The organism is Pseudomonas sp. QL9 (genome assembly GCF_041409665.1).
GTDB lineage: Bacteria > Pseudomonadota > Gammaproteobacteria > Pseudomonadales > Pseudomonadaceae > Pseudomonas > Pseudomonas knackmussii.
The window spans coordinates 2381249-2393999 of sequence record NZ_CP166971.1 but is presented as its reverse complement, the minus strand read 5'-3'; the positions used below and the strand labels follow the sequence as shown (position 1 = coordinate 2393999).

General features: G+C 67.3%; 11 protein-coding genes. 3 read left to right on the top strand and 8 right to left on the bottom strand.

What is annotated here, in order from left to right; translation table 11 throughout:
• Positions 1 to 37 precede the first annotated feature (37 nt).
• A complete protein-coding gene (locus tag ACA097_RS11385; protein ID WP_371370167.1) occupies positions 38 to 556 on the bottom strand; it encodes a nucleoside 2-deoxyribosyltransferase in 519 nt (172 codons plus the stop codon).
• 2 nt (positions 557 to 558) lie between these two features.
• Positions 559 to 1641, bottom strand: coding sequence for a calcium:proton antiporter (locus ACA097_RS11380; RefSeq protein ID WP_043248339.1), 1083 nt, complete (start codon positions 1639 to 1641; stop codon positions 559 to 561).
• Between the two features lie 245 nt (positions 1642 to 1886).
• On the opposite strand from ACA097_RS11380, the gene ACA097_RS11375 reads away from it, so the two are divergent.
• The 3 genes from ACA097_RS11375 to ACA097_RS11365 all read left to right on the top strand — a co-directional run bounded on the left by ACA097_RS11375 (position 1887) and on the right by ACA097_RS11365 (position 5099).
• The gene (locus ACA097_RS11375; RefSeq protein ID WP_371370166.1) at positions 1887 to 2972 is read left to right on the top strand and encodes a BMP family ABC transporter substrate-binding protein; all 1086 of its coding nucleotides are present in this window, start codon (positions 1887 to 1889) and stop codon (positions 2970 to 2972) included.
• Positions 2973 to 3089: 117 nt separating this feature from the next.
• Positions 3090 to 4049, top strand: coding sequence for an isopenicillin N synthase family dioxygenase (locus ACA097_RS11370; RefSeq protein ID WP_371370165.1), 960 nt, complete (start codon positions 3090 to 3092; stop codon positions 4047 to 4049).
• A 99-nt stretch (positions 4050 to 4148) separates the two neighbouring features.
• A complete protein-coding gene (locus ACA097_RS11365; RefSeq protein ID WP_043248345.1) occupies positions 4149 to 5099 on the top strand; it encodes an adenosine deaminase in 951 nt (316 codons plus the stop codon).
• A gap of 275 nt (positions 5100 to 5374) precedes the next feature.
• On the opposite strand, the gene ACA097_RS11360 is transcribed toward ACA097_RS11365, so the two are convergent.
• The 6 genes from ACA097_RS11360 to ACA097_RS11335 all read right to left on the bottom strand — a co-directional run bounded on the left by ACA097_RS11360 (position 5375) and on the right by ACA097_RS11335 (position 12640).
• Entirely contained in the window at positions 5375 to 6904 is a 1530-nt protein-coding gene (locus tag ACA097_RS11360) for an APC family permease (protein WP_371370164.1), read from the bottom strand.
• 96 nt (positions 6905 to 7000) lie between these two features.
• Entirely contained in the window at positions 7001 to 8017 is a 1017-nt protein-coding gene (locus ACA097_RS11355) for a DUF3445 domain-containing protein (protein WP_371370163.1), read from the bottom strand.
• Between the two features lie 14 nt (positions 8018 to 8031).
• Entirely contained in the window at positions 8032 to 9000 is a 969-nt protein-coding gene (locus tag ACA097_RS11350; protein ID WP_371370162.1) for a 2Fe-2S iron-sulfur cluster-binding protein, read from the bottom strand.
• On the bottom strand, positions 8997 to 9596 hold the full coding sequence (locus ACA097_RS11345; protein ID WP_043248352.1) for a dimethylamine monooxygenase subunit DmmA family protein: 600 nt from the start codon (positions 9594 to 9596) through the stop codon (positions 8997 to 8999). Before ACA097_RS11345 ends, ACA097_RS11350 begins: the two co-directional genes overlap by 4 nt.
• A gap of 492 nt (positions 9597 to 10088) precedes the next feature.
• Positions 10089 to 11513, bottom strand: coding sequence for a sigma-54 interaction domain-containing protein (locus ACA097_RS11340; RefSeq protein WP_371370161.1), 1425 nt, complete (start codon positions 11511 to 11513; stop codon positions 10089 to 10091).
• On the bottom strand, positions 11510 to 12640 hold the full coding sequence (locus ACA097_RS11335) for a PAS domain-containing protein (protein ID WP_043248356.1): 1131 nt from the start codon (positions 12638 to 12640) through the stop codon (positions 11510 to 11512). The genes ACA097_RS11340 and ACA097_RS11335 overlap by 4 nt, the downstream gene beginning before the upstream one ends.
• Positions 12641 to 12751: the final 111 nt, after the last annotated feature.

The window sequence follows — 12751 nt, the reverse complement described above, 5'->3', positions numbered from 1 at the left end:
TCGGGCGCGTTTTTCGTTTGTAGGAGCAAGCTCGCTTCTACTGCGCCGGCTTGAGGTCCTGGCTCAACAGCTCCAGCGCCTCGCGCGGGCCGCCGGCGACTATCTGGGTGGGCACCGCCAGCATCAGGTTCAGCGGCAGGCCGAAGGCTTCCAGCACGTTGCCGTCGCGGTCGCGGTCGGGCTCCGTGCCGAGCCATTCCGGGTACTTGCGGCGCATGCGCTCGGGGTAGCTGCTGGCGTCGGGCATGTAGCCGTACAGCGGCTTGCCCAGCGCGGCGGCGTAGCCGACCTCGAAGCAGGTGCCGCTGTCCGGCTCGCTGCCGCGGAACGACGCCAGGTTGGCCAGCACGCAGTCGGCCGCGTCGAGCAGCTTGAGGTTGGCGCGGTAGATCCAGATCGCCTGCTGGTGCGGGTCGGTGATTTCCTCCGGCACCTGCACGTCGAGCGGAAACAACCCCTCGAAGCCGTACTCGGCGCACAGCGCCTTGAGCCGCGGGCCGTATTCGGCGGCGTCGGGGCGGAACACGTCGGGGCCGGCCAGGTAGATCTTCAGCATGTTCACAATCCCATGAGCGAGAGCATCAGGAAGGTCGCGAAGAGCACGAAGTGGGTCATGCCCTCGATGGCGTTGGTCTTGCCGTCGTGCAGGTTGAGCCCGGCGACGATCAGGGTGATGAACATCATGCCGGTCTGCAGCGGGGTCATGGCCATCTGGATCGGCTGGTCGCGGAACAGCGCCAGCGCCTCGATCACCGGCACCGTGAGGATCACCGTGGACAGCGAGGCGCCCAGGGCGATGTTGACCACCGGCTGCATGCGGTTGGCCAGCGCGGCGCGCAGCGCGGTGAGGATTTCCGGGCTGGCGGAGATCGCTGCCACCAGCAGCGCCGGCACGATCGGCGGTACGCCGCTGCCTTCCAGGCTGACGTCCAGGGCTTTCGACATCACCTCGGCGAGCGCGCCGATCAACACCACGCCGACCACCAGCAGGCCCATCGACTGGCGCACGCTGCCGTGCGCCTCGTGGCCGTCGTGCCCCTCGCCGTGGGCGGCGTAGTTGTAGCTGAAGAAGTAGCTGTGCTGGCCGGTCTGCATGCGCAGGAAGAGCGCGTAGAGCATCACCATGCAGCCGATGGTGAAGAACGAGTAGAGCTTCCACTGCGCCGCCGGGATCAGCTCGGGTACCACCATGGAGACACCCACTGCGGTGAGGATCATGGTCACGTAGGTCTTGCCCGAGTCGTCGTTGTACGACTGCTCGCCGTACTTCAGGCCGCCGAGCAGCGCGGCCAGGCCGAGGATGCCGTTCATGTCCAGCATCACCGCCGCGTAGATGGTGTCGCGGGCCAGGGTCGGCGAATGGTTGTGGCCCATCATGATCGCCAGGATGACCACCTCCACCAGCACTGCGGCGAGGGTCAGGATCATGGTGCCGTAAGGCTCGCCGACCTTCTCGGCGAGGATCTCGGCGTGGTGCGCGACGCGCAGCGAGACGCTGACGATCGAGGCCAGCAGGACCACCGCGACCACCCCGGCGAGCGTCTTGCCGCCTTCCAGCAGGCTGTGTTCCAGGGGGTAGACCACCAGCGCGAGGAGCGCGGCGAGGAGGAGGAATTTTTCGTCTTTGAGCAGGCGCAACATGCCGGGGGATATCCGTTCCGGTGGACAAGGCGCCCATCTTAGGCAAACCCCGGGGCCTTGCCCACCGCGCACCAGCAGGTGGCACGGCTGCACCAACGCAAGCCGCGCCATGTCTTCGAAAAGCGCGGCGGGCGCCTGGCGCGCGGCACTTGTCCACCTGGTCAGGTTATTGCATCGGGCGCTTCGCCCGGAGGGCAGCCCGTCCTCCGTTCTCGACACTGCATCGACAGGAGCGTCCCCGCATCATGAAGAACAAGACCCTGAACACCCTGCTGCGTGGCCTGGTTCTGGCCATGGGCCTTGGCGCCGGCGTTGGCGCGGCGGTGGCCGAACCGCTGAAAGTCGGCTTCGTCTACGTCGGCCCGGTCGGCGACCACGGCTGGACCTACCAGCACGAGATGGGACGCCGCGAGCTGGCCGAGCACTTCGGCGACAAGGTGCAGACCACCTTCGTCGAGAACGTTGCCGAGGGCGCCGACGCCGAGCGGGTCATCCGCAACCTGGCCAAGGACCACTACGACCTGATCTTCTCCACCTCCTTCGGCTTCATGAACCCCACCGCCAAGGTTGCCAAGCAGTTCCCCAAGGTGGTCTTCGAGCACGCCACCGGCTACAAGCAGGACAAGAACCTCGGCACCTACCTGTCGCGCTCCTATGAGGGCCGCTACGTCGGCGGCTACCTGGCGGCGAAGATGACCAAGACCCACAAGATCGGCTACATCGCCTCCTTCCCGATCCCCGAGGTGATCCGCGACATCAACGCCATTCAGCTCGCGCTGGACAAGTACGACCCGCAGGCCGAGCTGAAGGTGATGTGGGTGAGCACCTGGTTCGACCCGGGCAAGGAAGCCGACGCGGCCAACGCGCTGATCGACCAGGGCGTCGACGTGGTCTTCCAGCACACCGACAGCCCGGCGCCGATCCAGGCCGCCGAGCGCCGTGGCGTCTACGCGGTGGGCTACGCCTCGGACATGCAGCACTTCGGGCCGAAGACCGTGCTGACCTCCATCGTCAACGACTGGGGCCCGCACTACATCAAGACCACCCAGGCGGTCATGGACGGCACCTGGAAGCCGCAGGACTTCTGGGGCGGCCTGGCCGAGGACACCATCGTCCTGCCGCTGAACAAGGACGTGCTGCCGGCCGACGTGCAGGCCGAGGCGAGCAAGATGATCGCCGACATCAAGAGCGGCGCCTTCCACCCGTTCACCGGCCCGATCAAGGACCAGGGCGGCAAGGAGCGCATCCCCGCCGGCGCCGTGGCCAGCAACGCCGACCTCGCGGCGATGGACTACTACGTGCAGGGCATCAAGGCCGAGCTGCCGAAGTAACCACTGCACCTTCCCCCTGTAGGAGCGGACCTTGTCCGCGATAGCCGGAGAATCCGGCGCGATTCGCGGATGAGATCCGCTCCTACGAGAAAAGCAGGTTTTGCACGAGACCGACCCATGGACCGCCTACCCATCATCGACATCGCCCCGCTCTACGGCCGCGACGAGTCCGCCTGGCCCGCCGTGGCCCGGCAGATCGACAGCGCCTGCCGCGAGTGGGGTTTCTTCTACATCACCGGCCACCCGATCGCGGCGAAGCGCTTCGCCGACCTGCTGCAGGCGGCGAAGACCTTCTTCGCCCAGCCGGCGGCCGAGAAGCTGAAGATCGACATCACCCAGAGCCGCAACCACCGCGGCTACGGGGCCATCGCCACGGAGCAGCTCGATCCCGAGCTGCCCAGCGACTTCAAGGAAACCTTCGACATGGCCCTGAACCTGCCCGCGTCGCACCCCGACGTGCTCGCCGGCAAGTCCTTCTACGGGCCCAACCGCCACCCGGACATGCCCGGCTGGGAGGCGCTGCTGGAAGCGCACTACGCCGACATGCAGGAGCTGGCCAAGACCGTGCTGCGCGCACTGGCCATCGCCCTGGGCATCGAGCGCGACTTCTTCGACCGCCGCTTCGTCCAGCCGGTCAGCGTGTTCCGCATGATCCATTACCCGCCGGCTGCCGCGCGGCAGAGTGCCGACCAGCCCGGCGCCGGCGCGCACACCGACTACGGCTGCGTGACCCTGCTCTACCAGGACGATGCCGGCGGCCTGCAGGTGCAGAACCGCCAGGGCCAGTGGATAGACGCGCCGCCTATCGAGGGCAGCTTCGTGGTCAACATCGGCGACATGATGGCGCGCTGGAGCAACGACCGTTATCGCTCCACCCCGCACCGGGTAATCAGCCCGCAGGGTGTGGACCGCTACTCGATGCCGTTCTTCGCCGAGCCGCACATGGACACGCCCATCGAGTGCCTGCCCGGCTGCTTCGACGCGGACAACCCGCCGAAGTACCCGCCGACTACCTGCGGCGAGTGGCTGACCTCGCGCTTCGCCGCGACCTACGCCTACCGGAGGGTTGAAATGTAGGAGCGCGCCATGCGCGCGATTCGCGGCCATGGGCCGCTCCTACGGGAGAGGTCCGGACGTGCGATAATTCCTACGATTGCCTGATAACGAGATCGCACCATGTCCGATTGGCTCAATGCCCTGCCCAAGGCCGAACTGCACCTGCACCTGGAAGGCACCCTGGAGCCCGAACTGCTGTTCGCCCTGGCCGAGCGCAACAAGGTGGCGTTGCCCTGGGGCGACGTCGAGACCCTGCGCAAGGCCTACGCCTTCAACAACCTGCAGGAGTTCCTCGACCTCTACTACGCCGGCGCCGACGTGCTGCGCACCGAGCAGGACTTCTACGACCTGACCTGGGCGTACCTGCAGAAGTGCAAGGAACAGAACGTCATCCACGTCGAGCCCTTCTTCGACCCGCAGACCCACACCGACCGTGGCATTCCCTTCGAAGTAGTGCTGCGCGGCATCCAGGGCGCGCTCAAGGACGGCGAGAAGCAGCTGGGTATCGGCTACGGCCTGATCCTCAGCTTCCTCCGTCACCTGTCCGAGGAAGAAGCCTTCAAGACCCTGGAGCAGGCCATGCCCTTCCGCGACGCCTTCGTCGCCGTCGGCCTCGACAGCTCCGAAGTCGGCCATCCGCCGAGCAAGTTCCAGCGTGTGTTCGACCGTGCTCGTGCCGAGGGCTTCCTGACCGTCGCCCACGCCGGCGAGGAAGGCCCGCCGGAGTACATCTGGGAGGCCCTGGACCTGCTCAAGATCGAGCGCATCGACCACGGCGTGCGCGCCATCGAGGACGAGCGCCTGATGCAGCGCATCATCGACGAGCAGATCCCGCTGACCGTCTGCCCGCTGTCCAACATCAAGCTCCGCGTGTTCGACCACATGCGCGACCACAACATCCTGCAGATGCTCGAGCGCGGGGTGAAGGTGACGGTCAACTCGGACGATCCGGCCTACTTCGGCGGCTACGTCAACGAGAATTTCCAGGCCATGCGCGAGCACCTGGGCATGACCGAAGCCCAGGCCAAGCGCCTTGCGCAGAACAGCCTGGATGCGCGCCTGGTGAAGTGATCGCCTGAGTGGCGTGGCGGACGTTTTTTCGTAGGAGCGAGCTTGCTCGCGAACGGACTTCCCGGCGACTCCTTTGCTGGGCGGTTCGCGAGCAGGGACTGGGCGTCCCCCTCGCGCCTACAGGTGCGGCATTTAACCTGGAATAAAAAACGGGCCTGCCAATCGGGGATGGCAGGCCCGTTCGCAAACCACTTGGCAGTGGCGCGGGAGAGTTCTCGCGCCGCTGCCTGACGCAGCCCCTCAGGCGTATGGCCCGAATTGCGTCAGGGTTGCGATCAAACCGGTTCGGAAAGCGCGCCCGTAGCGCGCCCGGATCGTTGGCGGCCGGAAATCCGGTGGGCGTCGCCAGCTGGCGCGGTGCCCTTGTCGTAGGGCTTGGCCAGCAACATGTAGAACAGCCCGGCGCCCAGCACCACGGCGGTGGTGAGGATCATCGAGTAGTTCATGTACCAGGGCGCGTCCGGGGTGCGCGGCCAGACCATGTTGACGATCGCGGCGACACCGTAGACCAGCGCGGCGACGTTCACCGGCACGCCCCACTTGCCCAGGCTGAACTGGCCGCTGGGCGACCAGCCCTTGGCGCGGGCGATCAGCGCGGCGATCACGATCAGCTGGAACGACACGTAGATGCCGATGGCGGCGAAGCCGACGATGGTGGCCACGGCGTCGGCCATGAACAGGCCCAGGCAGACGATGGCGGCGGGCATCACGCCGGCGACGACCAGCGCGACGGCCGGCACGTGGTTGGCGTTGAGGCGCGAGAGCTGCTTGCTGCCGACGATCATCTCGTCACGCGCATAGGCGAACAGCAGGCGGCTGGCGGCGGCTTGCAGGCTGAGCACGCAGGAGACGAAGGAAACCATGACCACTGCCATCACCAGGCGCGAGCCGACCGGGCCGAAGGCGTTGGCCAGGATGGTGGTCACCGGGTCGGTGTCCTCGCCGTGGATCACCCGCTGGATGTCCGGCACCGAGAGGATCAGCGCGAGGCAGGCGAACATCGCCGCGGCACCACCGATGTAGATGGTCATGCGCATGGTTTTCGGGATCATCTTGCCCGGGTTCGGGGTTTCCTCGGCGACGTCGCCGCAGGCTTCGAAGCCGTAGTACTGGAACAGGCCCGCCAGGGAAGCGGCGAGGAAGGCCGGCCAGTAGGAGCCGTCGATCTTGATGTCGAAGGTGTTGAACAGCACCGAGAACGGCTGGTGGCGCTCGAAGATCAGCAGGTAGCCGCCGACCAGCAGGGCGCCGACCAGCTCGCAGAGGAAGCCGAACATGGCGACGCGGGCGAGCAGCTTGGTGCCGCTGAGGTTGAGCACGGTGGACAGGGCGATCAGGCCCAGGGCGATGCCGATGGCGGCGTTGCCGTGCATCTCGAAGCCGAGCATGACCGCCATGTACGGCGCGGCGCCCACGGCGATGCCGGCGATGGAAGTGCACAGCGCCCAGGCGTAGACCCAGCCGACCATCCACGCCCAGCGCTTGCCGACCAGGCGGCGTGCCCAGGGATAGACGCCACCGGAAATCGGGAACTGCGAGACCACTTCGCAGAACACCAGGCACACCAGCATCTGGCCGAGGCCGATCAGCAGGTAGGTCCAGAACATCGGCGGACCGCCGGCGGCCAGGCACAGGCCGAACAGGGTGTACACGCCGACCACGGGCGACAGATAGGTGAAGCCGAGGGAGAAGTTCTCCCACAGGCTCATGCTGCGTTCGAAGTTGGAGCTGTAGCCGAGGGCAGCGAGCTGCTCGGCGTCGGAATCGGTTACGCCAGCGGCACGCTTGGCAGGGGACCCACTCATCGTTGTTTCCTCTCAGGGGGTAATGGGCAGAGCTGAAGCGGCCGGCGAGTCTCACGGCCTCGCCGGCTTGTCCCTTTTCGGGTTGTCGTTGTGGGCTTACTTGCCGTCGTCGTACTTCGAGAGCCACTCCACCGCCGCGTCGCGGTAGCGGGTGAAGCCCTTGTAGTCGACCAGTTCCTGGTTCAGGGACTTGAGCACGCGGTGCATGCGCTTGGCCCAGGCCGGGTTGGTGGCGATGTCTTCCAGGTTCAGCAGGTAGGTGCGGATCGGGAAGACGATGGCGTTGCTGCGCGGCAGGCGGTGCAGCGGCTGCAGCTCAATGCGCAGGTAGACCAGCTTGCCGGCGTTCTCGGCGGTCACGGTGGTGCGGTCCGGGGCCCACTCCGGCAGGCTCTCGGCGGACACGTCCAGGCGCGGGTTGACCGTCAGCGACCAGTTCAGGCGGCGCACCGGGTGGCCGTTGCGCAGGCGCAGGAGGAACTTCAGCGCGCGGTCGAGCATGCCGGTTTCCTTCACCAGCGGCACCGGGCCGTGGAACTCGTGCCAGGCCATGCCGAGGTTGAAGCGCAGCGAGTAGTCGGCGCGCTGGGTGGCGATGCCGGCGCCCCAGTACAGGGTGCCGTCACGCTCTTCCTGCAGCACCCAGTCGCCCTGGGCCTGGCGAGTGACGTACTCCATCGGCTCGTAGGGCAGGGTGGACGGATCGCCGAAGGTGAAGGTGTCGTCGATGTTCAGCAGCTTGTTGGTCCAGTGCCAGCGCGTACCGTCCTTCTCCAGCGCGAAGTACTCCGGGTAGTCCTTGGCGTAGGACTCCATGATCAGCTCGAGCAGGTCCCACTGCGCCTCCATCATGTGCGGCGCGGAGACGTAGTGCATGCCCGGGTCCTTCTCCAGGGTGATCGCACGATCGCGGCACTCGCTGATGTAGTGCTCGTCGATGTCGAACACCGCGCGGAAGGCGCCATCGCCGACCGAGACGTGCGGCTCCAGGTTCATCGAGTACATGTACTCGTCGTCCGGGAAGGGCCAGGGTGCGCGGGCGATGCACTCGGGGCTGTTCGCGTAGGTGTAGTCGTCGCGGTAGGTTTCGTCGGGGCGGAATTGGATGCTCATGGGCGTTCTCCGGCTCAGCAGTCGATGACCAGCCGCGAGCACTTGGCACGCGACACGCAGGGCATGATCTTGGTGTTGGCGGCCTTGTCCTCGTCGGACAGCCAGTCGTCGGTGTGCAGGATCTCGCCGTCCAGTTCGAGGACGCGGGTCTCGCACATGCCGCAGGCACCGCCGCGGCACAGGTAGGGGATCTCGTGGCCGGCGGCCTCGGCGGCTTCCAGCAGGCTCTGGTCGGGCGACACGTCGATGGTCGCGCCGCTGCGCGCCAGGGTGACGCTGAAGGCCTCGCCGACGCTGCCTTGTTCGAGGAAGCGTTCGTAGTGGATGTGGCTGTCGGTCCAGCCGTGGGCGCGGGCCGCGTCGATGGTGCCCTGGATCATGCCCTCGGGGCCGCAGACGTAGACGTCGCTGCCCAGCGGGCGGTCGGCCAGCACGGCGCTGATGTCCAGGCGCTCGCCGCGGTCGTCGCGGTACAGGCGCACGGCGTCGCCGTATTCGCGGACCAGCTCTTCGCCGAGGGTCGCATGGGCGTCGCCGCGCACCGCCAGGTGCACTTCGAAGGGCGTGCCGCGCAGGCGCAGCTCGGCCAGTTGCGAGCACACCGGGGTGATGCCCACGCCGCCGGCGATGAACAGGTGCAGGCGCGCGTGCTTGCTCAGCGGGAAGAGGTTCACCGGGCGGAGGATTTCCAGCTCGTCGCCTTCCTTCACCACGTCATGCATGTGCTTCGAGCCGCCACGGCCCTCTTCCACGCGACGCACGGCGATCTGGTAGGCGCTGGCGTCGTAGGGCGAGCTCATCAGCGAGTAGGCGTTGCGGTAGGTGCCGGTCGCATGGGGCATCAGCACCACGACGTTGCTGCCGCCGGAGAAGGGCGTGAGGTGCGCGCCATCGGTGGACACCAGGGTGAAACGCTTGATCTCCGGGGTGACCTGCTCGATGCGGGCGACGCGGACGTTGAGGGTTCCGGTGGACTGGCTCATGTGTCGAGCTCCTCGGCTGCCGGCAGTTCGCCGGGGACTTCGGCGTCGGCCTTGACCGCCTGGAAGGCGGCGAGGCGGCGGGAGTAGTGGTCGCGCACCACCAGCGTCCGCGCGCAGTGCGGGCAGGTGAACACGCGCTGGGTGACGTTCTCGGTGTAGCCGTCGCAGTGCACGCACCAGACGCGGCGGACGAACGAGCCGCAGTGCTCGCGCAGCACTTCGTCCTTGTTCAGGTTGATCGCGGTGGCGGCCTGCATCGCGGTGCCGATGAAGCTTTCCGAACCCGCCAGGTACAGGCGGGTGCCCATGCGCGACTCGCCGAGCAGGGCGTGCAGGTCCTCGACCAGAGAGCGGTTGCTCGGATAGACCTGCAGCTCGACGTCGCCGAGGTCGCGCAGCGCGGCCAGGTGGTTCTGCCCGGAGAAGGTCTCGGTGGAATAGAGCACGCGGATGGGCGCGGTACGCGGCATCTGCGCGAGCAGGCGAAGCATGGCGCTGCCGCCGCTGCCCTGGCCGGCGACGATGTGGTGGGTGCCGCCGGCAAGCGGCTCGAGGCGGTCGTATACCGGCCGGCTCTTGATACCTGTGATGAGCATTGTTGTTGTGCCTCCAGAACTGCCGGGCTCCTCGGTCGGGAAAGCCAGGCGCGATTCGAGGACCCGTGCACGGTCACGGGTCGAAGGAGGTAGAGCACAGGCTGTGCCAATATTCTAAGTTGTTAAAATAAAAGGATTTATTGATTCGACTGCGACCAAGGGTGTAAGCAGAAATGACAACGGTCGTAGGCAAAACTGCAGCGTTCTCCATGCGCGAACCGCACGGCACGAATACCAACCCCGTAGGGCGAATAACCCCTAAGGGGTTATCCGCCGTTTTCGTGCCGGGCCACGGCGCATAACCGCGAACGCGGTTATGCGCCCTACAGGTAGATCGGCGTGGGGAATTTCGCGGATGAATCCGCTCCTGCAGGATGGCGCCGAGCCTTGCGCTCTCGCCGTACGGCCCCCTCTCCCGCTTGCGGGAGAGGGTTGGGGAGAGGGAAGGGAATCCGCCGCTCGCACAGCGTTACAGCCGCGTGCCGATCAATCTCAATCCCGCTGCAACTTCCGAATCAGCGTGCCGACGTCGATGCCCAGGTGCTGCGCGGCCTTGCGCTTGCTGCCGCACAGGCGCACGGCGTGGAGGATCACCTGGCGTTCGAAGTGCTGCACCTGCGCCTTGAGCGGCTCGTCGCTGCCCATGGCGATGGGCAAGGGCTCGTCGTCGCTGGCCGGCAGCGTCATGCCGAGCAGTTCCGGCGGTAGGTGGTGATCGTCTGCCACGTCGTCGGCCAGCACCGCCAGGCGCTCGAAGATGTTCACCAGCTCGCGGATGTTGCCGGGGAAGTCGTAGCCCAGCAGGCGCTGGCGGCAGGCTGTGGACAAGCGCAGAGGCGGCTGGCGGTCGCGGTTGATGCGGGCCAGGAGGATGTCCATGAGCACCGGCAGGTCGTCGCGGTGGGCGCGCAGCGGCGGGATGTCCACCGGCAGCACGGCCAGGCGGTAGTAGAGGTCGGCGCGGAACAGCCCGGCGGCGACCAGCGCCCTGAGATCCTTGTTGGTGGCGGCGATGACCTGCACCTGGACCTTCTTCGACAGCGGCGAGCCGACCGGCTGGATGGTGCCGTCGTCGAGGAACTTGAGCAGCTTGGCCTGCACCTGCAGCGGGATTTCGCCGATCTCGTCGAGGAACAGCGTGCCGCCGGAGGCGCTTTCGATGTAGCCGCGCTTGCCCTGCTGCAGCGCGCCGGTGAAGGCGCCACGCTCGTAACCGAAGACCTCCGACTCGAACAGGCTTTCCGGAATGCTCGCGCAGTTCACGTCGATGAAGGGCCGGTCGCCCCAGCCGGCGGCGCGGTGGATGTGCCGGGCGATGGCGGTCTTGCCCACGCCGGGCTCGCCGAGCAGCAACAGGCGCGCGCGGCGGCGGAAGGCGCGCACGCCCATGTCGGCGATGCTGGAGAGCAGCGGCGACATGTGCAGCGCGCTGTCCTGCGGGTCGCCCAGGCTCGCTGGGGTGTCCGGCAGACTTGGCGCGCTGGCGCGGCCGGCGCTCTCGCGGGCTTCGTATTCGTGCTGGATCAGCAGCGTGTAGGGCTTCTCGTAGGCGCCGACCGGCACGCTCTGCACGCGGGTGAGGAACAGCCGGCCGTCGCGCGAGCGGGTCAGCGCGCTCTTGCCGCCGCGCCGCACGGCCTGCAGGAAGTCGTCGAACTGCAGCGCCGAGCGCTGGAAGAAGTCGCTGTCGGCCAGGCCCAGCACGTCCTGGCGGGCGACACGGTTTATGCGCTCGGCTGCCAGGTTGAGGAAGCGCACCCGCGAGTCGCCGTCGCAGACGATCAGGGCCTCGCCGAAACCGTCGAGCAGGGCGTGCAGCGCCGGGGTCTCCAGCAGCGCGGCGAGCATCTCGGCGCTGACGTTGACCGACGAGCGCATGCCCATGCGCATGGGCGCGAAGAAGCCCTCGCCGTTCATGGATGCAGTTCCGCCGGCCGGCGTTCGACGCCGTCGGGGCGCAGCACTATCACGCGCCAGGCCTGGTGTTCGCGGATCAGGATGCGCGAGCAGTGGCTGTCGAAGGTGCGGTAGCTGCCGTACTGGTCGGGCAGGTCGAGGCGCTGCCAGGTGCGTTCGGGCAGCGGCAGGCGGTCGAGGGTGGCGGCCACGCCGGCGGCGCGGGTGATGCCGAAGACCTGCTCGAAGGCGGCGTTGCGCCATTGCGGCTGGGCGTCTTCGTCGATCACCAGGACCGCGTCGGGCACGGCGTCGAACACCCGGCGCAGGGACTCGATGCGTTGCTCGGCGTCGTGCTGCATGCGCAGTTCCTGGCTGACGTCGCGCAGGCTGCCCCACATGCGCAGCAGGCTGCCGTTGTGGATGCTGGCGCGCACGTCGTTCTCCACATAGGCCGGCGAGCCGTCGTGGCGGCGGTCCACCGAGAGCGCGCCGTCGACGTGGAACTCGGCTTCGATCAGACGCCGCACGAACTCCTCGTTGGCCGGGCTGCGCGGCCAGTACAGACGCACCGGCTGCTGGCTGAAGTCGACGTCGGCGGGCATCTCGTAGATCGCCGCCATGGCGCGGTTGCACATGCGCCAGTAGGAGCGGTTCTCGAATACCTGGCGGACGATCTCGTCGGGCGTCTGGCGGATATCCACAGGCTCGTCGAACTCGATGCACCAGTAGGCGACCTTGGCGCTGTAGAGCATCTGGCTCATCACTTCGTTGGCGTTCTGCAACTCGCCCAGGCGCCGGCTGATGCCGCCCAGCGGCATCTTCACCAGGTGCAGGCGGGCGGGCTGGCCGTCGCGCCACTGCAGCACGCCGCTGGCCAGCACCGGCAGCAGGCCGCCGCTGTGGCGGATCAGGGTCAGCTCCAGGTCCTGCACGCGCTCGTCGGCTGGCGGATTGGCGAACAGCTGCTGCAGGGTGCGCACCGACTCGGCGGTGTAGACCTGCTCGATGCCCTGGCCGGGCAGGCTGCCCGGCGGGTAGCCGAGCTGGTCGCTCTGCTCGGCGGACACCTCGAGGAAACGTCCGTCCGAAGCGATGCTGTCGGCCAGCAGCAGGCCGCGATCGGACAACAGGCGTAGCGGGTCCATCTATGTTTCTCCATACGGGATAGCGGCGGTCGACGCGGTGGGGCGACGGCCATCCTGGCATCCAGGCAGGTTGCGTGCCAGGCGCGCGGGCCCGCTGCTGTGGGGGGCGGC

Excerpts from the sequence above, each read along its gene's own strand:
- ACA097_RS11385 (WP_371370167.1), bottom strand. The coding sequence starts at position 556 with ATGCTGAAGATCTACCTGGCCGGCCCCGACGTGTTCCGCCCCGACGCC.
- ACA097_RS11380 (WP_043248339.1), bottom strand. The coding sequence starts at position 1,641 with ATGTTGCGCCTGCTCAAAGACGAAAAATTCCTCCTCCTCGCCGCGCTC.
- ACA097_RS11375 (WP_371370166.1), top strand. The coding sequence starts at position 1,887 with ATGAAGAACAAGACCCTGAACACCCTGCTGCGTGGCCTGGTTCTGGCC.
- ACA097_RS11370 (WP_371370165.1), top strand. The coding sequence starts at position 3,090 with ATGGACCGCCTACCCATCATCGACATCGCCCCGCTCTACGGCCGCGAC.
- ACA097_RS11365 (WP_043248345.1), top strand. The coding sequence starts at position 4,149 with ATGTCCGATTGGCTCAATGCCCTGCCCAAGGCCGAACTGCACCTGCAC.
- ACA097_RS11360 (WP_371370164.1), bottom strand. The coding sequence starts at position 6,904 with ATGAGTGGGTCCCCTGCCAAGCGTGCCGCTGGCGTAACCGATTCCGAC.
- ACA097_RS11355 (WP_371370163.1), bottom strand. The coding sequence starts at position 8,017 with ATGAGCATCCAATTCCGCCCCGACGAAACCTACCGCGACGACTACACC.
- ACA097_RS11350 (WP_371370162.1), bottom strand. The coding sequence starts at position 9,000 with ATGAGCCAGTCCACCGGAACCCTCAACGTCCGCGTCGCCCGCATCGAG.
- ACA097_RS11345 (WP_043248352.1), bottom strand. The coding sequence starts at position 9,596 with ATGCTCATCACAGGTATCAAGAGCCGGCCGGTATACGACCGCCTCGAG.
- ACA097_RS11340 (WP_371370161.1), bottom strand. The coding sequence starts at position 11,513 with ATGAACGGCGAGGGCTTCTTCGCGCCCATGCGCATGGGCATGCGCTCG.
- ACA097_RS11335 (WP_043248356.1), bottom strand. The coding sequence starts at position 12,640 with ATGGACCCGCTACGCCTGTTGTCCGATCGCGGCCTGCTGCTGGCCGAC.